The organism is Achromobacter sp. JCM 18799 (assembly GCF_055395645.1).
Genome location: NZ_AP043866.1, coordinates 1473544 through 1495753 on the forward strand (window position 1 = coordinate 1473544; position 22210 = coordinate 1495753).

Genomic DNA, 22210 nt, shown 5'->3' on the forward strand with positions numbered 1-22210 from the left:
ATACGCCATGACCTATCCCGTCCTTCCCGCCTCCGAATTCTTCGCCGCCCGCGTCGTGCCCGAACTGCTGGTGTCGGACATCCACAAAAGCCTGCATTTCTGGTGCGGGCTTTGCGGGTTCTCGATAGCCTACGACCGCCCGGAAGACCGTTTCGCCTACCTGGACAAGAACGGCTCCCAGGTCATGCTTGAGGAATACGGCCACGGCAGGAACTGGATCACCGGCCCGCTGGAATCGCCCCTGGGACGCGGAATCAATCTGCAGATCGAGGTGCCCGCGATCATGCCGATCGTCGATGCCTTGCGCCTCACCGGCTGGCCGCTGTACATGCAGCCCGAGGAAAAGTGGTATCGCGCCGGAACCACGGAGGTGGGCGTGCACCAGTTCCTGGTGCAGGATCCGGACGGTTATCTCATCCGCTATTCGGCGGGCCTGGGCCGGCGCGACATTCAGGCAGAGGGCTGAAGCAAGGCGGCACGGGAGGCGGCGCGCCGGCCGCCCCCGCCTTTTACCGGTACAGCACCGTCGGCAGCCACAGGCCGATGCCCGGGAACACGTACAGCAGGAAGATCGCCACCACCTGGATCCCCATGAACGGCATCATGCCCAGGAAGATCTGGTTCAGCGTCACGTGCGGCGGCGACACGCCCTTCAGGTAGAACGCCGACATGGCGACTGGGGGCGACAGGAAGGCCGTCTGCAGGTTCAGCGCGACCAACAGGCCGAAGAACAGCGGGTCGATGCCGAAGGTGTTGAGCAGCGGCACGAAGATGGGCATGAAGATCACGATGATCTCGGTCCACTCCAGCGGCCAGCCCAGCAGGAAGATGATGACCTGCGCCAGCAGCAGGAACTGCAGTTGCGACAATCCCAGCGACAGCACCCATTCCTCGATGATGCGCTGTCCGCCCAGCAGCGCGAACGCCGCCGAGAAGATCGATGAGCCGACGAACAGCCAGCACACCATGGCGCTGGTCTTGGCCGTCAGGTACACCGATTCGCGCAGCACCGGCAGGTTCAGCCGCCGGTACGCCAGCGCCAGCAGCGCGCCGCCCATGGCGCCCATGGCCGCGGCCTCGCTGGGCGTGGCCAGGCCGAAGGCGATGGAGCCCAGCACCGCCGCGATCATCACGGCCAGCGGAAAGAACGACGCCATCAGCATCTTGAAGATTTCCATGCGCGCCCAGGTCAGCATCGCATAGAACGCCACCAGGATGGCCGCGCATATGGCCGCGAAGATCCAGAAGCCCTGGGGCGCGGCGATACTCTCGTCGGCGGATGCCGGCGCCTGCGCGGCGGCCGTCCCGGGTGCGGCCGCTGGCGCCGCGGCGGGCGTGCCCGGCGGCTCGGCCAGGCCGCCGGCCGCGGGCGGCTCGCTCGAAGGCGGCTCCGCCAACTCGTTCGCAGGCGGTTCGACCAATTCGTTCGAAGGCGGCTCCGCCAGTCCGTCCGACGGCGGCTCGCTCAGGCCCGAATCGAATCCCCCCGATCCCAGCTGCAATTCGGCGGGGATCTCGTATACCACCGCCGGCCGCGTCGTCGCCTGGTAGACCACGGCCACCAGCAGCACCGTAACCGCCAGCGGCGCAATCGCCAGCGCCATGTTGCGCATCAGGAAGCCCAGTGGCACGTCCTTGTTGCGGCGACCCTTGAACAATGCCGCCAGCATGCCGGACACGGCGCGCGTGTAGCCTCCGGAGGCCAGCGCCGCGGATTCCGGGGACAACGGCACGCCGCGCTCTTCCTTGGGCAGGGGCGGCGCCATGTCGGGGCGCAGCTTGGCCACGATGATCACGTAGATCATGTACAGCACCGCCAGCATGATGCCCGGGAACAGCGCGCCGGCATACAGCTGCACCACCGACACGCCGGTGGTCGCGCCGTACACGATCAGCATCACGGAAGGCGGCAGCAGGATGCCCAGGCAGCCGCCCGCCGTGATCGACCCGGCTGTCAGGCGCACGCTGTAGCCGGCCTTCAGCATGGCCGGCATCGCCAGCAAGCCCATCAACGTGACCACGGCGCCCACGATGCCCGTGGCGGTGGCGAAGATGGCGCAGGTCGCCAGCGTGGCCACCGCCAGCGCGCCCGGCAGGCGCGCCAGCGCCAGGTGCATGGAGCGGAACAGCTTTTCGATCAGGTTGGCGCGTTCGACCAGATAACCCATGAACACGAACAGCGGGATCGAAATCAGCGAGTCGTTGGTCATCGTGGCGTAGGTCCGCTGCACCATCAGGTCCAGCGTCTGCCCGACCGAACGCGCCGCGTCCGAACTCTGCATGTAGTACGCCAGGAAGGTGAACAACACCCCCATGCCCATCAACGTGAACGCCGTCGGAAAGCCCAGCATGATGGCGACCACGATAAGCGCCAGCATCAAGAGGCCGATATGCCCCGTGGTCAGATGGTCCCAGGGCGTCAGGAACACGATCATCAGCAGCACCAGGCCGATGCACGACAGGCCGAACCACAGCGCCTTGTGGATCTTCATGAGCGCGGCTCCCCGGTGGTGACGTAGCGGTCCAGCTTGGCGATGTCTTCGTCCTTCACATGCACCATCTTCTTGAGCTTGTCGACGTCCACTTCCTCGACGTCCTCCTCGCGCGAGGGCCAGGCGCCGCGCTTCAGGCACAGTACGCAGCGCAACACTTCCGCCACGCCCTGCACCAGCAGCACCGCGCCGGCTATCGGGATGAAGGCCTTGAAGGGATAGATGGGCGGCCCGTTGGCCATCAGCGACGAATGCTCGCGGATGGCGATGGAGTAGCCGGCGTAGTACCAGCCCGCCCACACCAGCGCGATCACGCCGGGGAAGAAGAACACGATGTACAGGATCAGGTCCAGCGCCGCCTGCACGCGCGGCGGCAGGAAGCCGTACAGGATGTCTCCGCGCACGTGTCCGTTCTTGGCCAGGGTATAGGCCCCCGCCATCATGAACAGGATGCCGTAATACATCATCTGCATGTCGAACGCCCAGGCGCTGGGCTGGTTCCACAGGTAGCGCGCGGCCACCTCCCAACACACATGCAAGGTCAGGACTACGATCAACCAGGCAAAGGCCTGCCCGACAAACGTGGAGATGCGGTCTATGAAACGTATGATTCGGATCATCTCGCTTCCAGGTCAAGACGCATGGCGTCCCGCCGCGCGCCGGGGTGCGGCGCGCGGCGCGGAATACAGGTAGCGGCCCTTCAAGCCTGTTTGGTGGAGCGCGAGAAGTAGTGGTTGTAGGCCATGCGGAAGTTGACCGAGGTATCCCCGTGCCAGCGCCCGACGCGCTCGGCGAAGGCCCGCTGGGATTCCAGCACCTTCTTGAACAAGGGGTTTTCGGCCGAGCGCTTGGCGATCATCTCGTCCCAGATCTTCAGCTGCTGCTGCAGGATGGCGTCGGGCGTCTTGTAGAACTTGACGTTGTGGTCCTTCTGCAGCTTGACGTAGTCCTGCGAATAGCGGTTTGCCGCCTTCCAGGACATGTCCGCGCTGGAGGCCTGCGCGGCATAGCTGAGGATGTGCTTCAGGTGCTCCGGCAGCGCGTCGTACTTGGCCTTGTTGAACAGGATTTCGAACTGCTCCGCGCTTTGGTGGAAGCTCTGCAGCATGCAGATCTTGGAGACGTCCTGGAAGCCCAGGGCCAGATCCGACGAAGCGTTGTTGAACTCCGCCCCGTCCAGCAGGCCGCGGTCCAGCGCGGGCACGATTTCCCCGCCGGGCAACGCGTTCACGGCGGCACCCATGGCCGTGTACATGTCGATGGCCAGGCCCACGGTGCGGAACTTGAGGCCCTTGACCTCCTCCATCTTTGTGATAGGACGTTTGAACCATCCGAAAGGCTGAGTCGGCATCGGCCCGTACATCAGCGACACCACGTTCACGCCCATGGCTTTCTGGATCTCGACCAGCAGCTCCTTGCCGCCGCCGTACTCGTGCCAGGCCAGCAGCATGTTGGCATCCATGCCGAAGGACGGCCCCGATCCCCACAGCGCCACCGCCGTGTTCTTGCCGTACCAATAGGCGACCACCCCATGCCCGCCGTCCAGCGTGCCGGCGGACACCGCGTCCAGCAGGTCGAAGGCCTTGACCACGGCGCCAGCCGGCAGGATCTCGATCTTCAACTGGCCGCCGGCCATGTCGTTGACCTTCTGCGCATAGTCGCGGGCGAACTCGTGGAAGATGTCGTTGGCGGGCCAGGTGCTCTGGAAGCGCAGGGAAACCGGGGCGTTCTGCGCGCGGGCCACTGCCGGAAATCCTAGTGCGGCGGCCCCGGCGACAGCGGCGCCGGAGATGAACTTGCGGCGGGGCTTGGTAACGTGTTGCATGGCGTCTTGTCTCCTGAATTAGGACTACATGGACCAGCTTGTAGTTACTACTCCTGCGTGGGCGCGGGATGGTGAAGCCTGCTGCGGGATCCCGCCGGCGCGATTGCGGACGATGCGCAAAGCGTGAGCCTGATTAAACCTTTCTGACTAATCGCTGACAATCAGCTTCTTGTCAGGAATTACCCTAGAAATGCGGATTAGGTCTTTTGGATGATGGACAGTGCACGCGTTACCATCGCGGCACTGTCATCAGCAGGGGTAGGAATGAACCAGAAGCAGCGCGCCGTCAACCGCCGCCGGATGCCACGCAAGGCCTGGGCCTTGGGCCTGATCATCGCTGGCGCCGCGGGTTTTTATGCATGGTGGCAATCGCCGCTGGGCCCGGGCCTGAGCGAAGGCAAGATGCGCAAGATCCTGGTCGAGGCCACGGCGCAACCGGAATATGCGCCGGTCGGCGCCTGCGTCAACGTCGTGGGCGTGCGGCCCTTGCCCACCGATGTCTACACCGCGTTCCTGGAAAGCCAGGACAGGATCGTGCAGGGGTTGATCAAGCATCAGCTGGTCACGGTCAAGCGCGTCAGCGCCAGCGGCGACGGCGGGCCGCCGCGAGCGGACGAGGATCCGGAGGACGCGAGCAGCCGCATGGAGCTGACGGATAAAGGCCGGCCCTACTACACCGATGGCGAGGCCCGCCTCAGCTCCAAGCTGGTCTATACCGCGAAGTTCTGCGCCCCCGGCCTGCAGATCGGCAAGATCCTCACCCATACCAAGCCGCTCAAGAATCCATTCGACGACAACCCCAACCTGGTCTCGGCGGTGAAGTTCGAGTGGCGGCTGGACCGGAGCACTGCGGATTGGGCGGCGGATCCCGCCTTCCGTCCGTATCTATCCGGCTTTGCGCCGGAGGACCAGCCGGACGAATGGCAGACCGAGTACATCATGCTGGAACGGAAAAACGGCGTGTGGGAACTGGGAGACAGGCCCTACATCATCCGTTGGTGACCGCCGTATCGTCGGCCTTGGCTGGCGGACGGCGCACCGCCCTCAGCTTGCCGCTGTCGCCGCCGCCGCAGAAAAAGCAGCCGGCGCCATCCGATTCCAGCCCCGACACGCCGATGCCGGCCGGCATCTCCACGCTTTGCAGCACTTCGCCGGTCTTTTCGTCCAGCTGCCGCAGATCGCTGGCGCCGTCCTCCCAGGTGCCGTGCCACAGCTGGCCGTCCACCCAGGTCACGCCGGTGACGTAGCGGTTGGATTCGATGGTGCGCAGCACGCGGCCGGTTTCGGGATCCACCTGGTGGATCTTGCGCTGGCGGTACTCGGCCACCCACAGGCTGCCCTCGGCCCAGGCCATGCCCGAGGCGCCGCCGCCACCGGGCGCTGGGATGCGGCTCAGCACCCGGCCGCTCCGCGGTTCCAGCTTGACGATGGTGCCGTCGGAAATCTGATAGAGATGCTTGCCGTCAAAGGCCGTGCCCGCGTCGGCGACGATGTCGATCGTGGCTTGGGTGCTGCCGCTATCCGTGTCCATGGCAATCAGCTTTTCGCCGGCGGCGAACCACACCTGCCGGCCGTCATAGGTCACGCCATGCACGGCCTGCACGCCGGGAAATGGGCCGTACTCGCGGATGATCTGGGCTTGCGTTCGTTTCATGTCGATGTCCTTGAACTGGAGTTCGAGCATTCATGCTAGTCGGCGGCCAGCGCGGCCGGGAGTAACAAGGTTGTCGTGAATCCCGGTACCGGCGGCGTCATCCAGCGGCGGGCCCGGCCCTGTCCGCAAGCCTGCACCTTGCCCGCCACGGCCAATGCGTCCAACGTACGCTGCACCGTGCGCTGGCTTGCCCCCAACGCCAGGGCCAGGGCGGAACTGGACCAGGCTTCGCCGTCCGCCAGGCAGGCCAGCACCGCTCCCTGATCCCTGTCGCCTTCGCCGCCAGGCTGGGCCAATAGCGCGACCGGCCGGCCGGCCTGCGGTTTGAGGACGAAACCGCCGCGCGCGGCGCTGATACCGGCCACACCGTCCAAGGCCGCGCGCAGGCGCCCTATCTCGACGCGCAGGCGCGCGCGGTGCGTTTCATCGAAATAGGCGGTGCGGAAGGCCTGCTCGATGAGCGTTTCCCTGGGCGCGGGCTGCGGCCAGGCTTCGGCCAGGACACGCGCCAGCGCGAACAGCACCGGCCGGCTCGCCAGCGCAATCTCGCGGCCCGCGCTGCGCACCGCATGGCGACAGCCGTCCACGACCAGCGTGTCGGATGCCAGCAGCGCCTCCACTTCATCCAGCAGAATGGGCCGCTGGACGCCCTGCCCGATCAGGCGCGCGGCTGGCGTATTCAGGACCAGGGTGGCCTGTTCCACCTCGGCCATCAGCGCGGGGATGCCGGCGACGCGGGCCGCCAGCTCCGCCTGGGTCAGCGCGGCGCGCGCGCGCTCAGTGCGCAGGCGCCGCAAGGCGATACCGGCAGCTATCAATTCATGGATGGCGCGGGAAGCCGGGGCCAGCAAGGCCGGGTCCAGCGTGGTCAGGGCGTCCTCGGCCCGGTCGAGCTGGCCAAGCAGCAGTTCGCGCCGGGCCTGCAGATGACGCGCATGCGCGGCATTGGCCGGGTCGCCGTGGGCTTGCAGCGCAGCGCGCGCGGTCTCCAGGGCCTTTTCCGGCCAGGCCAGATCGCGCGATACCAGGGCGATCTCGGCCTCGGCCACGACGCATCGGGAGCGCGCCAGCACATTCTTGTGATCGAAGTTCCGGGCCGCGCTGCGCAGCAAGGTCCGGGCGCGGCGGAAATCGCCCAGCTGGGCCATGGCGATGCCGCGCAGGGCCAGCGCGGGCGCGTCGTCGCGCAGGGCCACAAGGTTCAGGGCGCCCAGCGGATTGCCGGCGGCCAGCGCGCGCGCGGCCGAGGTGATCAGAACATCCATGGAACTCCCGCCACTGACGCTGCTCCCGCAGTCCGCTTACCGGGAACTAATCTACCATCCGGCGGCGATTCGCAGCGTAGTCGGGGCAGCCGGCTTCACGGCCGGCGGGATTCAGGCGCGCGGCGCCGCTGCCGCGGCAGTTCCCCCGACCGCAGGCGGGAAACTCACTGTCAGCGCCACGCCCGCGCCGCGCAGGCCCTCGCCCAGCGTGACCTCGGCGCCGTGCTGCTGCGCGATCTGCGCCACCAGCGACAGGCCGATGCCGCTGCCGCCCGCGGCGCTGCCCGGGGCGCGATAGAAACGGTCGAACACGCGCGCGCGTTCCTCCGGCGCGATGCCCGGCCCATCGTCCGCCACGCGCAGACAGGCTCCGCCGTCCGCCGACGGTTCGCAGGACACGGCGATCTGGCCGCCGCTCTGCGTATAGCGCACGGCATTGTCCAGCAGATTGCGCACCAGCACGCCCAGCGCGTCCAGCCGCCCCCTGACGACGCAGGCCTGCACGTCCAGCTGGATGCGCAGCTGCTTGCGGGTGGCGTCGGTTTCCCAGTCGCGCACCAGCATGGCGACCAGCGCGTCCAGTTCGACCAGCTCCGGTTCATCGGCGCTGGCGCTGAGCGCATCCATGCGGGCCTGGTCCAGCAATTGTTCCGACAGGCGCGAGGTGCGCTGGGCGACCAGGCGCAGTTTCTCGATGGCGGCCGGGGCGTCTCCCGAACCCGCGCTGCGGGCCACCAGCTCCGCGTGCGCGCTCAGCGCGGCCAGCGGGGTGCGCAGCTCGTGCGCAGCATCTTCCAGAAAGCGTCGTTCACGGTCCATGCCGCCCTTGACCCGCAGCAGCAGCTGGTTGATCGAGCGTATGAAGGGACGCAGTTCGCCCGGCATGCCGGCCATGGGCAGCGGCGCCAGGTCAAACGGACCGCGCCGCGCAATGGCCACGCCGGCACGGTCCACCTTGCGGAAGGCTCGGCCGACCACCATCCAGCTCACCACGGCCAACAGCACGAACAGAATAGACACGATGAGCAGTCCGCGCTTCAGGCTGTACAGCGACTGCGCGCGCAATTCGCTCTGCGGTCGCGCCACCTGCACCTGCACCCGCCCCTGCGCGTCGGAGATCGCGTACACGCGCCAGTCCATGCCGTCGGCGCGCACGTCGAAATAACCGTCCTGGAAGCCGCCGCTCAAGGGCTGCGCGGGCGACTCGGGCGAGCGCAGCAGCAGCCGGCGGTCGACCAGCGACCACAGGTGGAAACGCACCTTGTCGCCGTCGACACGGCTGGATGCGGGCGGGGTAAAACGCTCGGACGGGGCCTCGTTGCCCAGCAGGCTGACCGGCAGCGACGCCAGCATCTGGCTGGCCGCGTCGTGCAGCCATTGATCGCGCGCGCCGGTCTGCGAGCGCGCGGCTTCGTACTGCTGGAAGGCGAACACCGCGATCCAGGACAGCGCCATCGTCAACAGCAGCGTCAGCGTGAGCTGCTTGCGCAGCGTCTTCATTCGCCGGCCTCGATGCGGTAGCCCAGGCCGTGGACGGTGGCGATGAGCTTGTCGCCCAGCTTGCGGCGCAACTGGTGGATGTAGACGGCCACCGTGTTGCTTTCGATGGCGCCGCTGTCGCCGTAGACCGCGGCCTCCAGCTGTTCGCGGCTGACGGTGTGGCCGACGCGCTCCATCAGCGCCAGCAGCGTGCGGTATTCATGCGCGCTGAGGCTGACCTCGACGCCCGCGCGGGTCACCGCCCGCCTGGCCGGCTCCAGCACCACGTCGCGGCAGCGCAGCGCCGAGACCACGGCGTTGCTGCTGCGCCTGACCACGGCGCGCAGCCGCGCCAGCAGTTCGTCCAGTTGGAATGGCTTGACGATGTAGTCGTCGGCGCCGGCATCCAGGCCCTGTATCCGCTCGCTCAGCCGGTCGCGGGCGGTCAGGATCAGCACCGGCGTGGCATCGTAGCGCGTACGAAGATGCTTCAGGACCGCCAGTCCGCTGCCGTCCGGCAGCCCCAGGTCCAGCAGCACGGCTTGAAAGCCGTGATCCACCAGGGCCAGCCGCGCCTGCGCAACATCGCGCACCCATTGCACGTCGGCGCCGGACTGCGCCAGGCTGGTATGCACGGCGTCGCCCAGCATGGCGTCGTCTTCAACTAGCAGGACACGCAAGAAAACTCCAGAACCGTCCACGATGCCGCAGCATGCAGGCATCGCTTTAAAAAATTATTAAAACCCCATGCCGACAATGCGCTCCTATGACGGGGAACTGGACCCCGGCCCGCCGAAAAAACGCATGGGAAGCAACGGAATGAAGCAACACATTTTAGCAAGCGGCCCCCTGACGGCCGGCGCGCTGCCCGCCGCGAGCGGCGCGCTGGCCAGCCAGGGCCGTCCGGACTTCATCAGCGCGCCAGCGCGCCTGGCCGCAGGGGAGGCACGCCCATGAAACGCCTGCAAGGCATGGAACTGTTCGCCGAAGTGGCGAAGGCGCATAGCTTCAGCCGGGCCGCCGCGACGCTCGGCATGCCCACCTCCACGGTGTCGCGCCAGGTGGCCGAACTGGAGCGCTCGGTCGGCCTGCGGCTGCTCAGCCGCAACACGCGCCGCGTGGAGCTGACCGACGCCGGGCGGCTGTATTTCGAACGCTGCCGCCGCATCGTGGCCGAGGCCGAGATCGCCCACGAGGAACTGCGCGAACAGCTGGAAATCCCCAGCGGGCCGCTGCGCATCCAGTTGCCCGCGGCCTATGCGCTGGACGCATTGATGCCCGCCCTGGTGGCGTTCGGCAGCCGCTACCCGGCTATCCAGCTCCAGATGAGCGTGGCCGGACCCGAGTTCGCCGAGCACCCGCCCGAGATCGGCGACGTCGCCATCCGCCTGGGCGAACTGCCCGACTCGTCGCTGGTGGCGCGCCGCCTGGGCGCGGTGCATGCCGGCCTGTATGCCTCGCCCGCCTACCTGGCCGCGCGCGGCACGCCTGTCAGCCCCGCCGACCTGGCGCGCCACGACTGCATCGGGCTGCGCGCCGGCGGCGGGCAGCCCGCGCCCTGGCCGCTGCAGCGCGGGCGTGAACAGTTGCTGGTTCCGGTGGAGCACCGCTACGGCGCCAACGACGCCTGCATGGCCAGGCAGCTTGCCGTGTTGGGCGCCGGCATCGCGGCGCTGGGCGGCGACGAAAGCGGCCGGCTGCGCTCGGGCGAGCTGGCGCGCGTGCTGCCGGCCTGGAGCCTGGGACCGATCGAGGTCCATGCCCTGACTGAAACCCGCTTGCTGCCAGCCCGGACCCGGTACCTCATCGATTTTCTGGCCGAATACCTGGACGCCCGGCAGGACAACCCGGCGCATGGCTTGGCGCCAGAACTCCGGATCCGCCGGGTGGCATAACCCCGTCACAATATTGCATCCGCAGATGATGCGACCCTCTTTTTGCCGACGGCACGCCCTTGCCGCCCGCCCCCTGCCCCTGACGCCGCCCTCCACCGTGTAAACTCCCCCCTTTTTGACTCTGGTGGTATGTTGCAGGCCCCACAGCGCACAGGTTTAAGCGGCCCGACGCTCATTCGCTTGCTGACTCGCCTGACGGATGTCGACGTTCCGCAATCCAGGCAATCGCTCTCGGACCATCTGAGCCAGTGGCTCGGCTGGACGGACGCGATCGCGCTCTCTGCGGCGCTGAATACCAGCCCGCCGGTAATCGCCCCCGGCGCGCGCATGTTCAGCAGCGCCGAAGAGCGCGAGTGCGAACGCGTGCGGACCACGTTGGCCGACGCCATCGCCAGCGACACCGCGGCCACGGCCGCCAAGCGGCGCACGCCGGGACAAGCGCCGGCCCCCGCCAAACAACTGGCGGCGCTGGCCGAGGCCGACGCCGATTACGCGAATTTTCGCCAGCGCTATCTGTCGTTGCAGCACACGATGGAAACCGCGGTGGGCAATCTGCGCAGCCGGCTGCGCGGCATGGTCGCGGCCAAAAACGGCGAAATGACGCGCCTGGCGGTGGTCGACGCCATCATGGACCGCGCCCTGCTGCCCAAGGAACGCGCGCTGTTCGGCGCGATTCCGAAGTTGCTGCAGGGCCATTTCGAGCGCCTGCGCGACGCGGAGGCCGCTGCCTTGGCCGAGGCTGCCGCATTGGCTGAAGTTCCAGCCGAGGCCGGCGCCGAGACCGAGGCGCAAGGCGATGCCGCGGCCGAGACGGGCGCGGCGCCCGCTGCGGCGCCGGCATCGATAACGCCGGGCGCCTGGCTGGACACGTTCCGCAAAGACATGCGCAGCGTGCTGCTGGCCGAATTGGATGTTCGTTTACAACCGGTCGAAGGGCTGCTTGCCACCCTTCGCGCCAGCTAACCGGGACACTATGTCCAAATATCTGACTAATCTCGTGGTTTTCTTGGCGGGTCTGGCCGTCGTGGGCTGGATCGGCGTGGGCTATGCGGGCACCAACCCGCTGGCGCTGGCCGTGACCTTGCTGATAGGCGTCTGTTACCTGGGCGGCGCGCTGGAACTGCTGCGCTACCAGCAGGCGACGTCCTCGTTGACGCGCGCGCTCTCGGGCCTGTCCGAAGCGCCCGGCAATCTGGGATCCTGGCTGAACCAGTTGCCGCCGGGCCTGCGCAACGCCGCGCGCCTGCGCATCGAAGGCGAGCGCGCGGGCCTGCCTGGCCCGGCGCTGACGCCATACCTGGTCGGCCTGCTGGTGCTGCTGGGCATGCTGGGGACCTTCCTGGGCATGGTCGTGACCCTGCGCGGCACCGGCCTGGCGCTGGAAAGCGCCACCGACCTGGCCGCCATCCGCGCCTCGCTCGCCGCGCCGGTCAAGGGCCTGGGCTTTGCCTTCGGCACCTCGATCGCCGGCGTGGCCAGCTCCGCCATGCTGGGTCTGCTGGCAGCCCTGTGCCGCCGCGACCGCGTGCGCGCGGCGCAACTGCTGGACAGCAAGGCCGCAACCACCCTGCGCGTGTACTCGCAGGGCTATCAACGCGAAGAATCCTTCAAGCTGCTGCAACGCCAGGCTGAAGTGATGCAGCGCCAGGCGGAGGCCATGCCCACCCTGGTCGACAAGCTGCAAGCCATGATGGGCGACATGGCCCGCCAGAACCAGGCCCTGAGCGACCGCCACATGGCCAGCCAGGACGCGTTCCAGGGCAAGGCCGAGGCCGCCTATTCGCGCCTGGCCGCCGTCATGGAACAGTCCATGAAGGAAAGCGTGTCGCAAAGCGCGCGCTCGGCCGGCGCCGCCCTGCAACCCGTGGTGGAAGCGACGATGGCCAGCCTGTCGCGGGAAACCGCGTCCCTGCAGGACACCGTGACGCAAGCCGTGCAGCGCCAGCTGGAAGGCCTGACCTCGGGCTTCCAGGCCACCACCAGCAACGTCGCCGGCATCTGGAACCAGGCCCTGGCCGGCCAGCAGCGCGCCAGCGAGGCCCTGTCGCAGGACCTGCGCGCCTCGCTCGACCACTTCGCCCAGACCTTCGAACAGCGCTCGGCCGCCCTGCTGGACAGCGTGTCCTCGCGCCTGGAGGAATCGTCGGGCAGCATGTCGCAAGCCTGGACCCAGGCGCTGTCGCGCCAGGAGCAGGCCAGCGAAAAGCTGGCTGGCGACAATCTGCAGGCCCTGACCGCGGCCGCGGCCAGCTTCGAGCAGCATTCGGCCTCGCTCTTGCGCACGCTGAACCAATCGCACACCCTGCTGCAGTCCGAGCTGGCCTCGCGCGACCAGCAGCGCCTGGCCGCCTGGACCGACACCCTGGGCGCCATGGGCGCCACGCTGCGCCAGGAATGGGAGCAGTCCGGCGCGCAGGCCGCCGAACGCCAGGAAGCCATCAGCGCCACGCTGGCGCAGACCGTGCGCGACATCACCGCGCAAGCGGAAGTCCAGGCGCGGCTGCTGGAAGGCGTGTCCGCCCGCATGGAGGCGGCCGCCAACGGCGTCTCGCAGCAATGGGCCAGCGCCCTGGCGCGCCAGGAACAGGCCGGCGAAAAGCTGGCTGGCGACAACCGCGAGGCCCTGGCCGCCGCGGCCGCCACCTTCGAACAGCATTCCGCGGCCCTGCTGCAGACGCTGGACCAGTCGCACACGCAACTGCAGGCCGCGCTAGCCTCGCGCGACCAGGAACGCCTGGCCGCCTGGACCGGCACGCTCACCGCCATGGCCGCCACGCTGAACCAGGAATGGCAGCAGGCCGGCGCCGACACCGTGGCCCGCCAACAGGCCGCCAGCGACACGCTGGCCCAGACCGCGCGCGACATCGCCGCGCAAACGCAGGCCCAGGCCGGCCTGCTGGAAAGCGTCTCGGCCCGCCTGGAAACGGCGGCCGGCAGCGTCACCCAGGCCTGGACCGAGGCGCAAGCCCGCCAGGAACAGGTCAACGCCAAGCTGGCCGGCGACAACCAGCAAGCGCTGGAAACCGCCGCCGCCACCTTCGAACAACATTCCGCCGCACTGCTGCAAACGCTGGACCAGTCGCACGCCGAATTGCAAACCGCGCTGGCCTCGCGCGACCAGGAACGCCTGGCCGCCTGGACCGGCACGCTTACCGCCATGGCCGCCAAGCTCGGCCAGGAATGGGAACAGGCCGGCACCCAGGCCGCCCTGCGCCAGCTGGAAGTCAACGACACCCTGGCCCAGACCGCGCGCGACGTTTCGGCGCAAACCCAGGCCCAGGCGGGATTGCTGGAAAGCGTATCGGCCCGCCTGGAAACGGCCGCCACCGGCGTCACCCAGGCCTGGACCGAGGCGCAGGCGCGCCAGGAGCAGGCCAACGCCAAACTGGCCGGCGATACCCAGCAAGCGCTGGAAACCGCCGCCGCCTCCTTCGAGCAACATTCCGCCGCGCTGCTGCAAACGCTGGACCAATCGCACGCCGAGTTGCAGGCCGCGCTGGCCTCGCGCGACCAGGAACGCCTGGCCGCCTGGACCGGCACGCTCACCGCCATGGCCGCCAAGCTCGGCCAGGAATGGGAACAGGCCGGCACCCAGGCCGCGCTGCGCCAGCTGGAAGTCAACGACACCCTGGCCCAGACCGCGCGCGACATCACGGCCCAGACCCAGGCCCAGGCCGGCCTGCTGGAAAGCGTATCGGCCCGCCTGGAAACGGCCGCCACCGGCGTCACCCAGGCCTGGACCGAGGCGCAGGCGCGCCAGGAGCAGGCCAACGCCAAGCTGGCCGGCGACAACCAGCAGGCGCTGGAAACCGCCGCCGCGGCATTCGAACAACACTCCGCCGCCCTGCTGCAAACGCTGGAGCAATCGCAGACGGACCTGCAGAACGCGCTCGCCGCCGAGGACCAAGCGCGCCTGGAAGCCTGGACCGGCAAGCTCGGCACGATCGCCGACTCGCTGCGCGCCGAATGGGAACAGACCAGTTCCTACACGGCCAACCAGCAGCAGCAGATCTGCGACACACTGGCCATCACGGCGCAGGACATCAGCGCGCAGACCCAGGCGTCCGCCAACGACACCATCGCCGAGATCGGCCGCCTGGTGCAGGCCGCGTCCGAAGCGCCGCGCGCGGCCGCCGAAGTCATCGGCGAACTGCGCCAGAAGCTCTCCGACAGCATGGAGCGCGACAACGACATGCTGGAGGAACGCAACCGCCTGCTGGAAACCTTGGGCACCCTGCTGGACGCCGTCAACCACACCGCCGCCGAACAGCGCACGGCCGTGGACGCGCTGGTGTCCTCGTCGGCAGAGCTGCTGGACCGCGTCGGCACGCAGTTCACCGAACAGGCGCAGGCCGAAACCGGCAAGCTGGCCGAGGTGGCCGCGCAGGTCGCCAGCGGCGCGGCCGAAGTGGCCAGCCTGGGCGAGTCCTTCGGCACTGCCGTGCAGCTCTTCGGCGAGTCCAACGACAAGCTGGTGGCGCACCTGCAGCGCATCGAAGCGGCGCTGGACAAGTCCATCGCGCGCGGCGACGAGCAGCTCGCCTACTACGTGGCGCAGGCCCGTGAAGTGGTGGACCTGAGCATGGTGTCGCAGAAGCAGATCGTCGAGAACCTGCAGCAGCTGGCCATCCAGCGCGCGACGGCCGGAGCGGAAGCGGCATGAGCGAGGACATCGACGGCGGCGTGGAGCCCACAGTCCCGGCCTGGGCCGTCTTCGGCGACCTGATGTCGGTGCTGCTGGGCGCCTTCGTCCTGATCCTGGTGAGCGTCGTCGCGGTGCAGCTGCAGCTGTCCACCCAGCTGGAAGAAGAGGTCAAGCAACGCCAGGTCGAAACCCAGCGCCGCGAAACGCTGGAGCAGGCGCTGGCGGGTCCGCTGGCCGCCGGCCGCGTGACCCTGATCGACGGCCGCATCGGCATCAGCGGCAGCGTCCTGTTCGCCCTGAACTCCGACCAGTTGCAGCCCGAGGGCCGTGAAGTCCTGAAAAGCCTGATCGAACCCTTGTCGGCCTATCTGAAGTCGCACAACGAGATCCTGATGGTCAGCGGCTACACCGACGACCAGCAGGTGCGCGAAGGCAACCGGCGCTTTGCCGACAACTGGGACCTGTCCGCGCAGCGCGCCTTGACCGTGACGCGCGCGCTGATCGACGAGGGCGTGCCTTCGTCGGCCGTGTTCGCCGCCGCCTTCGGTTCGGAACAGCCGGTGGCCTCGAACGCGGATGAGGACGGCCGGTCCAAGAACCGCCGGGTCGAAATCGCGCCCATTCCCAAGCCCTCCAGCGACGCCGGGACCTCGCATGGCCAGTGACGGCACCCGCGGCGAGATCATCGACGCCCGCGCCATGCTGGACGCCTGGCGCGAGGCCGGCGCCGACCGCGTGGCTCCCGTCCGCTTCCAGTTCATGGACGCGCTGCAACGGCGCGCAGCCGCCCAAGGCGGCGAAGCCCGCAGGCTGCTGGACGGCAAGCTGGCGGCGCTGATCCAGGCCTACGAGGCCGAGCTGGACGGCGCGCCCGCGGATGCGGCCGAAAACGTCTCCGCGCCTGCTGCCGGCATCCCGGAACCCGGACCGCTGGCGGCGCTGACCGCGTACATCGCCGACGCCGGCCCCGACGCGCGCGGCGCCGCCGACCTGCGCGCTTCCTACCCCGAACTGCAAACGCTGGAATACTTCCGCGGCGTCTGGTCGCGGGTCAGCGCCGACCGCCAGGTGCGGCAGTCCCAGGAGCAGGTGCACAAGAACGCCGGCCCGCTCAACTCCAACCAGCTGGTGCACCGCGCGCTGTCGCTGATGCGCGAGGTGTCGCCCGGCTATCTGCAGCAGTTCCTGTCGTACACCGACGCGCTGATGTGGATGGAGCAGGTACACGCCGCCATCGCGCCCCCGCCCAAGGAAGCCGCGCCCCGCGCCGGCGCCAAGAAGACGGCGCGCGGCAAGGGCCGCTAGCCCACTGCCGATTTGCGCCCTGCCGCCCATCGGCGGTAAGATACGATCCATATACAAACCATATATGGATCATTCACTCCATGGGTATCGTCAAGATCTCCGAGCAGATGCATGAGAACCTCCGCGTCGCCAGCGGCGCGCTCAGCCGCTCCATCAATTCCCAGGCCGAACACTGGATGCGCATCGGCATGCTGTCCGAGCTCTACCCCGAGCTGCGCCACGCCGACATTTGCCAATTGCTGATCCGCATCGAACAGGCCGAGGGCTTCGCCATCGCCTCCTTGTCCCAAGGCTTGCCACAGCCAGCCCAGCAGGAGGCCGCGTAAATGGCGAAGAAGGTTTCCATCAAGTCCGCCGCCGACATCGAAATGGCCCGCAAGGCCGGCGCCATGGCGGCGGAAGTGCTGCACATGATTGCCGAACACGTCCGCCCCGGCGTCACCACCGATGAGCTGGACCGCATCTGCCACGACTACATCGTCAACGTGCAGAAGGCGATACCCGCCAACGTCGGCTACCACGGCTTTCCCAAGACCATCTGCGCCTCGGCCAACCACGTGATCTGCCACGGCATCCCGTCCGCCAAGGTGCTGAAGAACGGCGACATCCTCAACATCGACGTCGCCGTGATCAAGGACGGCTGGTTCGGCGACACCAGCCGCATGTACTACGTGGGCCAGCCCAGCCCGCTGGCGCGGCGCCTGGTCAACACAACCTATGAAGCCATGCGCGCCGGCATCATGGCCGTCAAGCCCGGTGCGACGCTGGGCGACATCGGCCACGCCATCCAGACCGTGGCGCACCGCGAGCACTTCAGCATCGTGCGCGAGTACTGCGGCCACGGCATCGGCCAGATCTACCACGACGATCCGCAGGTGCTGCACTACGGCCGCCCCGGCGAAGGCATGGTGCTGCAGCCTGGCATGATGTTCACCATCGAACCCATGATCAACGCCGGCAAGCCCCAGACCAAGCAGCTGCCCGACGGCTGGACCGTGGTCACCAAGGACCGCTCGCTGTCGGCGCAATGGGAGCACATGGTGGTCGTGACCGAGACCGGCTACGAAGTGCTGACGCCCTGGCCGGACGGCTTCGGCGACTATCCGCCCATCCCTTGATGCGGTGAGCTGAGGCGCCGCCTTGCCCATGGCAAGGAACGGAGTGCCGGCGGACAAGGGCACGATCATGATCGTGCCCTTGTCGTTTCCGCCGTCCGCGCCCCATGTCCGCCCTGCCCTCAGCGTTCCGCCGCCTGGCCGCCTCCAACCTGGCCGCCCAATTCTCCGAACAGATGGCGCTGGCGGCCGCCCCGCTGGTCGCGGTGCTGGCGCTGGGCGCCAGCGCGGCCGAAACCGGCTATCTGCAAACCGCCCAGACCCTGCCCTTCCTGCTGCTGTCCCTGCCCGCCGGCGTGCTGGCCGACCGGATGTCCCGGCGCGCGCTGATGACCGCGGCGGAGTGCGTGCGCGCCGCCAGCCTGCTGGGCCTGCTGGCGCTGCTGGCCACGGGCGGGCTTGACCTGGGCTGGCTGGCCGCGCTGGGATTCCTGGGCGCGGTCGGCACGGTCGCGTATAACGTCGCCGCGCCGACGCTGGTGCCGCGGCTGGTCGCGCCCGCCGGACTGGCCAGCGCCAACCGCTGGCTGGAACTGGCCCGCAGCACCGCCTTTTCCGCAGGGCCAGCCGCCGGCGGCGCGCTGGTCGGCTGGATGGGCGCGCCCTCGGCCTATGTGCTGGCCACCGTGCTGTCGCTGCTGGCGGCCCTGCTGCTGGCCGGCCTGCCCCACGACACGCCCGGCCTCGCGCCGCGCCGCCACCTGCTGGAGGAACTGCGCGAAGGCGCGGCGTTCGTCCTCACGCATCCGCTGCTGCGCCCGGTGCTGGTGACCGCCGTGTTCTTCAATACCGCGTGGTTCGTGCTGCAGGCCATCTATGTGGCCTACGCCATCGAACGGCTGGGCCTGTCGGCCGCGGCCGTCGGCCTGACGCTGGGCGTGTACGGCGGCGGCATGGTGGCCGGCGCCTTGCTGGCCCCCTGGCTGGCGCAGCGGCTGAGCTTCGGCGGCATGATCGCCGTGGGCCCGCTGGCCGCGCTGATCGCAAGCGCCATCCTGCTTTCCACGCTGGCATTTCCGTCCGGCGCATGGGCCGCGGCGGGCTTCTTCCTGTTCGGCGCGGGCCCCATACTCTGGACCATCACCACCACCACGCTGCGCCAGGCGATCACGCCCAACGCCCTGCTGGGCCGCGTGTCCGCCGTGATCCTGACCGCCACCTTCGGCGCCCGGCCGGTCGGCGCACTGATCGGCGCCGCGCTTGCCGCGCGCGTCGGCGTCGAAGCCTGCCTGTGGGTATCGACCGCCGGCTTCGCAGTGCAATTCGTGGTGCTGTACACCTCGCCCGTGCTGCGCCTGCGCACCCAGCCCGAGGCCGGCGCCTATTAAGCGCTGTTGCGCACGCAAAAGCGGCAATCTGTATCTGTGCGCGCCCGCCGGCGACCGCTAGACTGCCGCCGTCAATCAACACGGCGGCGGCAAGATGCTGAAAATCCTGGGTAAAGCCTCATCCATCAACGTGCGCAAGGTGCTCTGGACCTGCGCCGAACTGGACCTGCCTTTCGAGCGCGAAGACTGGGGCTCCGGGTTCCAGCCCACCGGCGATCCCGCCTTCCTGGCGCTCAACCCGAACGCGATGGTGCCCGTCATCCAGGACGGCGACTTCGTGCTGTGGGAGTCCAACAGCATCATCCGCTACCTGGCCGCGCAATACGGCGGCCAGCGCCTGTATCCCGTCGAACCCAGACTGCGAGCCCGCGTCGACCAATGGATGGACTGGCAGGCCACCGACCTGAACCGCGCCTGGAGCTACGCCTTCATGGCCCTGGTGCGCGAATCCCCCGCCCACCGCGAGCGCGCCGCGATCGAGGCGTCCTGCCGCGAATGGGCGCGCTACATGGCGATACTGGACCAGCGCCTGGAACAGGCCGGCCGCTACGTCGCCGGCCCCGCGTTCTCGCTGGCCGACATACCGGTCGGCCTGTCGGTGAACCGCTGGTTCAGCACCCCATTTGAAAAACCACGGTTGCCGGCCGTCGCCGCCTACTACGACCGGCTCGCCGAACGGGCCGGCTACCAGCTGTACGGCCGCAACGGCACGGCCTGACCGCCCAAGCGGCTACTTCACCACGCCGCAAACCAGCCGGCCGCCCCCGCCGCCCAGCGGCGCCGGGGTATCGCTGTAGTTGTCGCCGCCCACGTGCACCATTACCGCACGGCCCTTCACATCGGCCAGCTTCAGATGCGGCGCCACCACCGCCTTCGTCGCCGTGCCATCGGCAGCGACCACGATGAACGGCAGATCGCCCTGATGCCCGTCGGTCGCCATCGGCCCCTTGTGCGCCTTGGTGCCCTTGGGATCGAAATGCCCGCCCGCAGCGCCGCCAGCCGCCATCTGGTTGTTCACCATGCCAGGCTCGCAAGAACCCTTCTCATGCACATGAAAACCGTGTTCGCCGGGCGGCAAACCCTTCAAATGCGGCGTAAGCTGCAGCCCGCCCTTGGTGTCCTTGAGCGTGATCGTGCCAGCGCTCTTGCCCACGCCGTCCACGCTCAGGAACGACATCGACACGTCTTCCGCCAGCGCCGCGCCAGACGCGCCTGCGAACGCAAGCGCCGCGACCAGCATCGAGATTTTCTTCATGGGGTGCCTCCAGGATACGCGCCCGCAGGCCGCGGACGCCCGTTGCTACATGGCCGGCCCGTTGCCGTCCATTCCGAAAAAAACAATAGCACCGGCTTCCGCGCACCTGCCAGCAATCTTCGTTCCTGATACAAACAAGGGCGATACGGCCAGAGAAAATCTGACTGTTCTGCTTGCCCGCCAAAAATCCCGCGCCCGCCCCGTCCGCGCGGACCCACCGCCCCACCACCACGTACGCAACCGCGTAAGCCGCCAATGGCCGCCCGCGCGGCCATTGGCGGCGGGCCCCGCAAACCTCGCAACCAAACACGGCTGCAGCAGCGCCCCATACCAAGACATGGATAGCCCGTCGGCGCGGGCGCATGGGTGGCGAGCAACCTCGATGCGCCCGAGGGAATCGGAAGGAGCCGCCGCAGGCGGTGACGACGATGACGACGGGGCAGTCCGGAGCGTAGGCTCCGGACCGCAATCGTGGGCGCTCGCCGCCCATGCGCCCGCGCCGACGGGCGGCCTACGAAGCACAGGAAACAGCAGTCAAATCCCGGCCTACAAAGCCCCGGGAGGACTAGCAAAGCCTCGAATGAAACAGTCAAAAAGCACCCGCATCACCCTCGAACCAGCAACACCACAGCATGCAGCACCACCCCTATCAACCCGCCCACCAAGGTGCCATTGAACCGGATGTACTGCAGATCCTTCCCCACGCTCAGTTCAAGCTCATCCACCAGATGCCGCTCATCCCAATTCTTCACCGTGCGCGAAATATGCTCCGTGACCCCGCTACGCAAGCGCCCCGTCAGCCTCCGCGCCCCGCCCAGCACGTGATTGTTGATCGCCTCCCGCAACCCCGGATCTTCCCCCAGCTTGCGCCCCAAGGCCAACAAGGCGCTCTCCAGATGCCGCGCCAGCGCCGAATCCTCCGATGACAGATCGCGCCGCAACGCCGCGTGGATATCGTCCCACAGCCCCTGCACATACTCCTGCACCTTCGGATGATCGATCGCCCGCTGCTTCAAGGCCTCCACCTGCGCCGACAACGCCGGATCATCCCTCAGCCGTCGGATGTAATCCTGCACCCAGGCCTCATAATCCCGCCGCACCGGATGCCCAGGCTCGGACAGCACGTCCCGCAGTTCCTCCACCAGCGCTCGCGCCAGCCGGTCCGCCAGATTGTCGGCAATCCCGTCCACCGACTTGACCACGTCCACCGCCGCAATGATGCGCGGCCATTCCTTCTTCGCGAACTTCACCAGAAGGCTTGAGGCCCGCGCCTTCACGTCCTCGTCGCCCAGATAGCCGCCCAGCCGCTCCAGCGCCGCGTCCAGCAGCTCCTGGTGTCGCCCGTCGCGCGTCAGCAGCCCCAGCACCTCGCCCGCCGTGTCCGCCGCGTCCCAGCGCCGCAGATTCTTCACCACGAACTCCTGGATCACCCCGCGCACCGCCCGCTCGTCCAGCAGGTCCAGCGTCTGCAACGCCACATTGCGCGCCCCCTCGCTCAAGGCCCGCGCCTGCCGCGGACGCCCCAGCCAGCGCGCAAGCCGCGCCGCGGGATCGAACACTCGCAGCTTCTCCATCAGCGTGTCCGGGTCCAGGAAATGGTCGCGCACGAACACCGCCAGGTTGTCGCCGATGCGGTCCTTGTTGCTGGGAATGATGGCCGTGTGCGGGATCGGCAATCCCATCGGCCGGCGGAACAGCGCCACCACCGCGAACCAATCGGCCAGCGCGCCCACCGTGGCCGCTTCGCAGAACGCCCGCACCCAGGCCCAGGCGCCCTGCCCGCCCATGACGTGGCTGGTGATGAAGCCGCAGACCATCGCCACCAGCAGCGCCAGCGCGGCGATCTTCATGCGCCGCAACTGCGTGCGGCGCGCTTCGGAAGCCAGCGCGGAATGCGTGGCGGCGGAACGGGGCATCTCTGTCATGGGGTCTCCGGAAACGACAGACCCAGC

At 68.3% G+C, this 22210-nt stretch carries 21 protein-coding genes; 12 read left to right on the forward strand and 9 right to left on the reverse strand.

Annotated features, from left to right (window positions below; genetic code table 11):
* Window positions 1–7 precede the first annotated feature (7 nt).
* Window positions 8–466 carry a bleomycin resistance protein gene (locus ACZ5YA_RS07080; protein ID WP_464092252.1) on the forward strand — a complete coding sequence of 153 codons (459 nt, stop codon included), beginning with the start codon at window positions 8–10 and terminating at the stop codon, window positions 464–466.
* A 43-nt stretch (window positions 467–509) separates the two neighbouring features.
* Here the strand turns inward: ACZ5YA_RS07080 and ACZ5YA_RS07085 are convergent, their stop codons facing one another.
* From ACZ5YA_RS07085 to ACZ5YA_RS07095, 3 genes are all read right to left on the reverse strand, one after another.
* Window positions 510–2492: a TRAP transporter large permease gene (locus ACZ5YA_RS07085; protein WP_464092253.1), complete on the reverse strand. Its 1983-nt coding sequence runs from the start codon at window positions 2490–2492 to the stop codon at window positions 510–512.
* Window positions 2489–3112 (reverse strand): TRAP transporter small permease subunit, encoded by a 624-nt coding sequence (locus tag ACZ5YA_RS07090; protein WP_059380141.1) that lies wholly within the window; start codon window positions 3110–3112, stop codon window positions 2489–2491. The genes ACZ5YA_RS07085 and ACZ5YA_RS07090 overlap by 4 nt, the downstream gene beginning before the upstream one ends.
* Before the next feature lie 80 nt (window positions 3113–3192).
* On the reverse strand, window positions 3193–4317 hold the full coding sequence (locus ACZ5YA_RS07095) for a TRAP transporter substrate-binding protein (protein ID WP_059380142.1): 1125 nt from the start codon (window positions 4315–4317) through the stop codon (window positions 3193–3195).
* Window positions 4318–4581: 264 nt separating this feature from the next.
* Here ACZ5YA_RS07095 and ACZ5YA_RS07100 point away from each other — a divergent pair, with 264 nt between their 5' ends.
* Window positions 4582–5319, forward strand: coding sequence for a hypothetical protein (locus ACZ5YA_RS07100; protein WP_118933264.1), 738 nt, complete (start codon window positions 4582–4584; stop codon window positions 5317–5319).
* Here ACZ5YA_RS07100 and ACZ5YA_RS07105 read toward each other — a convergent pair.
* From ACZ5YA_RS07105 to ACZ5YA_RS07120, 4 genes are all read right to left on the reverse strand, one after another.
* Window positions 5306–5971, reverse strand: coding sequence for an NHL repeat-containing protein (locus tag ACZ5YA_RS07105; protein ID WP_464092254.1), 666 nt, complete (start codon window positions 5969–5971; stop codon window positions 5306–5308). The genes ACZ5YA_RS07100 and ACZ5YA_RS07105 overlap by 14 nt on opposite strands.
* Window positions 5972–6006: 35 nt before the next feature.
* Window positions 6007–7236: a helix-turn-helix domain-containing protein gene (locus tag ACZ5YA_RS07110; protein WP_118933265.1), complete on the reverse strand. Its 1230-nt coding sequence runs from the start codon at window positions 7234–7236 to the stop codon at window positions 6007–6009.
* A gap of 111 nt (window positions 7237–7347) precedes the next feature.
* Entirely contained in the window at window positions 7348–8736 is a 1389-nt protein-coding gene (locus ACZ5YA_RS07115; RefSeq protein WP_464092255.1) for an ATP-binding protein, read from the reverse strand.
* Entirely contained in the window at window positions 8733–9395 is a 663-nt protein-coding gene (locus ACZ5YA_RS07120; RefSeq protein WP_059379509.1) for a response regulator transcription factor, read from the reverse strand. The genes ACZ5YA_RS07115 and ACZ5YA_RS07120 overlap by 4 nt, the downstream gene beginning before the upstream one ends.
* A 139-nt stretch (window positions 9396–9534) precedes the next feature.
* Between ACZ5YA_RS07120 and ACZ5YA_RS07125 the strand changes: the two genes are divergently transcribed.
* The 10 genes from ACZ5YA_RS07125 (at window position 9535) to ACZ5YA_RS07170 (ending at window position 19721) form a co-directional block, all read left to right on the forward strand.
* Window positions 9535–9672 (forward strand): hypothetical protein, encoded by a 138-nt coding sequence (locus ACZ5YA_RS07125; RefSeq protein WP_251879778.1) that lies wholly within the window; start codon window positions 9535–9537, stop codon window positions 9670–9672.
* Window positions 9669–10610 carry a LysR family transcriptional regulator gene (locus tag ACZ5YA_RS07130; protein WP_251879776.1) on the forward strand — a complete coding sequence of 314 codons (942 nt, stop codon included), beginning with the start codon at window positions 9669–9671 and terminating at the stop codon, window positions 10608–10610. The genes ACZ5YA_RS07125 and ACZ5YA_RS07130 overlap by 4 nt, the downstream gene beginning before the upstream one ends.
* Before the next feature lie 129 nt (window positions 10611–10739).
* Window positions 10740–11573 carry a DUF3348 domain-containing protein gene (locus tag ACZ5YA_RS07135; RefSeq protein WP_059379512.1) on the forward strand — a complete coding sequence of 278 codons (834 nt, stop codon included), beginning with the start codon at window positions 10740–10742 and terminating at the stop codon, window positions 11571–11573.
* 10 nt (window positions 11574–11583) lie between these two features.
* On the forward strand, window positions 11584–15273 hold the full coding sequence (locus tag ACZ5YA_RS07140; RefSeq protein ID WP_464092256.1) for a DUF802 domain-containing protein: 3690 nt from the start codon (window positions 11584–11586) through the stop codon (window positions 15271–15273).
* A complete protein-coding gene (locus ACZ5YA_RS07145; RefSeq protein ID WP_054456414.1) occupies window positions 15270–15920 on the forward strand; it encodes an OmpA family protein in 651 nt (216 codons plus the stop codon). The genes ACZ5YA_RS07140 and ACZ5YA_RS07145 overlap by 4 nt, the downstream gene beginning before the upstream one ends.
* Window positions 15910–16560, forward strand: coding sequence for a DUF2894 domain-containing protein (locus ACZ5YA_RS07150; protein WP_464092257.1), 651 nt, complete (start codon window positions 15910–15912; stop codon window positions 16558–16560). The genes ACZ5YA_RS07145 and ACZ5YA_RS07150 overlap by 11 nt, the downstream gene beginning before the upstream one ends.
* Window positions 16561–16640: 80 nt before the next feature.
* Window positions 16641–16886 carry a ParD-like family protein gene (locus ACZ5YA_RS07155; RefSeq protein WP_054456412.1) on the forward strand — a complete coding sequence of 82 codons (246 nt, stop codon included), beginning with the start codon at window positions 16641–16643 and terminating at the stop codon, window positions 16884–16886.
* The gene (gene map / locus ACZ5YA_RS07160) at window positions 16887–17678 is read left to right on the forward strand and encodes a type I methionyl aminopeptidase (protein ID WP_054456411.1); all 792 of its coding nucleotides are present in this window, start codon (window positions 16887–16889) and stop codon (window positions 17676–17678) included.
* Window positions 17679–17782: 104 nt separating this feature from the next.
* Window positions 17783–19003 carry an MFS transporter gene (locus tag ACZ5YA_RS07165; RefSeq protein ID WP_464092258.1) on the forward strand — a complete coding sequence of 407 codons (1221 nt, stop codon included), beginning with the start codon at window positions 17783–17785 and terminating at the stop codon, window positions 19001–19003.
* 94 nt (window positions 19004–19097) lie between these two features.
* Window positions 19098–19721, forward strand: coding sequence for a glutathione S-transferase family protein (locus ACZ5YA_RS07170; RefSeq protein ID WP_464092259.1), 624 nt, complete (start codon window positions 19098–19100; stop codon window positions 19719–19721).
* Window positions 19722–19733: 12 nt separating this feature from the next.
* On the opposite strand, the gene sodC is transcribed toward ACZ5YA_RS07170, so the two are convergent.
* Both sodC and ACZ5YA_RS07180 read right to left on the reverse strand, forming a co-directional pair.
* On the reverse strand, window positions 19734–20258 hold the full coding sequence (gene sodC / locus ACZ5YA_RS07175) for a superoxide dismutase family protein (protein WP_054456408.1): 525 nt from the start codon (window positions 20256–20258) through the stop codon (window positions 19734–19736).
* A 605-nt stretch (window positions 20259–20863) separates the two neighbouring features.
* On the reverse strand, window positions 20864–22183 hold the full coding sequence (locus tag ACZ5YA_RS07180) for a DUF445 domain-containing protein (RefSeq protein WP_373429127.1): 1320 nt from the start codon (window positions 22181–22183) through the stop codon (window positions 20864–20866).
* Window positions 22184–22210 lie beyond the last annotated feature (27 nt).

Bases quoted from the DNA above. Each gene is read 5' to 3' on its own strand.
- ACZ5YA_RS07080 (WP_464092252.1), top strand. From the start codon at position 8: ATGACCTATCCCGTCCTTCCCGCCTCCGAATTCTTCGCCGCCCGCGTC.
- ACZ5YA_RS07085 (WP_464092253.1), bottom strand. From the start codon at position 2,492: ATGAAGATCCACAAGGCGCTGTGGTTCGGCCTGTCGTGCATCGGCCTG.
- ACZ5YA_RS07090 (WP_059380141.1), bottom strand. From the start codon at position 3,112: ATGATCCGAATCATACGTTTCATAGACCGCATCTCCACGTTTGTCGGG.
- ACZ5YA_RS07095 (WP_059380142.1), bottom strand. From the start codon at position 4,317: ATGCAACACGTTACCAAGCCCCGCCGCAAGTTCATCTCCGGCGCCGCT.
- ACZ5YA_RS07100 (WP_118933264.1), top strand. From the start codon at position 4,582: ATGAACCAGAAGCAGCGCGCCGTCAACCGCCGCCGGATGCCACGCAAG.
- ACZ5YA_RS07105 (WP_464092254.1), bottom strand. From the start codon at position 5,971: ATGAAACGAACGCAAGCCCAGATCATCCGCGAGTACGGCCCATTTCCC.
- ACZ5YA_RS07110 (WP_118933265.1), bottom strand. From the start codon at position 7,236: ATGGATGTTCTGATCACCTCGGCCGCGCGCGCGCTGGCCGCCGGCAAT.
- ACZ5YA_RS07115 (WP_464092255.1), bottom strand. From the start codon at position 8,736: ATGAAGACGCTGCGCAAGCAGCTCACGCTGACGCTGCTGTTGACGATG.
- ACZ5YA_RS07125 (WP_251879778.1), top strand. From the start codon at position 9,535: ATGAAGCAACACATTTTAGCAAGCGGCCCCCTGACGGCCGGCGCGCTG.
- ACZ5YA_RS07130 (WP_251879776.1), top strand. From the start codon at position 9,669: ATGAAACGCCTGCAAGGCATGGAACTGTTCGCCGAAGTGGCGAAGGCG.
- ACZ5YA_RS07135 (WP_059379512.1), top strand. From the start codon at position 10,740: ATGTTGCAGGCCCCACAGCGCACAGGTTTAAGCGGCCCGACGCTCATT.
- ACZ5YA_RS07140 (WP_464092256.1), top strand. From the start codon at position 11,584: ATGTCCAAATATCTGACTAATCTCGTGGTTTTCTTGGCGGGTCTGGCC.
- ACZ5YA_RS07145 (WP_054456414.1), top strand. From the start codon at position 15,270: ATGAGCGAGGACATCGACGGCGGCGTGGAGCCCACAGTCCCGGCCTGG.
- ACZ5YA_RS07150 (WP_464092257.1), top strand. From the start codon at position 15,910: ATGGCCAGTGACGGCACCCGCGGCGAGATCATCGACGCCCGCGCCATG.
- ACZ5YA_RS07155 (WP_054456412.1), top strand. From the start codon at position 16,641: ATGGGTATCGTCAAGATCTCCGAGCAGATGCATGAGAACCTCCGCGTC.
- map (WP_054456411.1), top strand. From the start codon at position 16,887: ATGGCGAAGAAGGTTTCCATCAAGTCCGCCGCCGACATCGAAATGGCC.
- ACZ5YA_RS07165 (WP_464092258.1), top strand. From the start codon at position 17,783: ATGTCCGCCCTGCCCTCAGCGTTCCGCCGCCTGGCCGCCTCCAACCTG.
- ACZ5YA_RS07170 (WP_464092259.1), top strand. From the start codon at position 19,098: ATGCTGAAAATCCTGGGTAAAGCCTCATCCATCAACGTGCGCAAGGTG.
- sodC (WP_054456408.1), bottom strand. From the start codon at position 20,258: ATGAAGAAAATCTCGATGCTGGTCGCGGCGCTTGCGTTCGCAGGCGCG.
- ACZ5YA_RS07180 (WP_373429127.1), bottom strand. From the start codon at position 22,183: ATGACAGAGATGCCCCGTTCCGCCGCCACGCATTCCGCGCTGGCTTCC.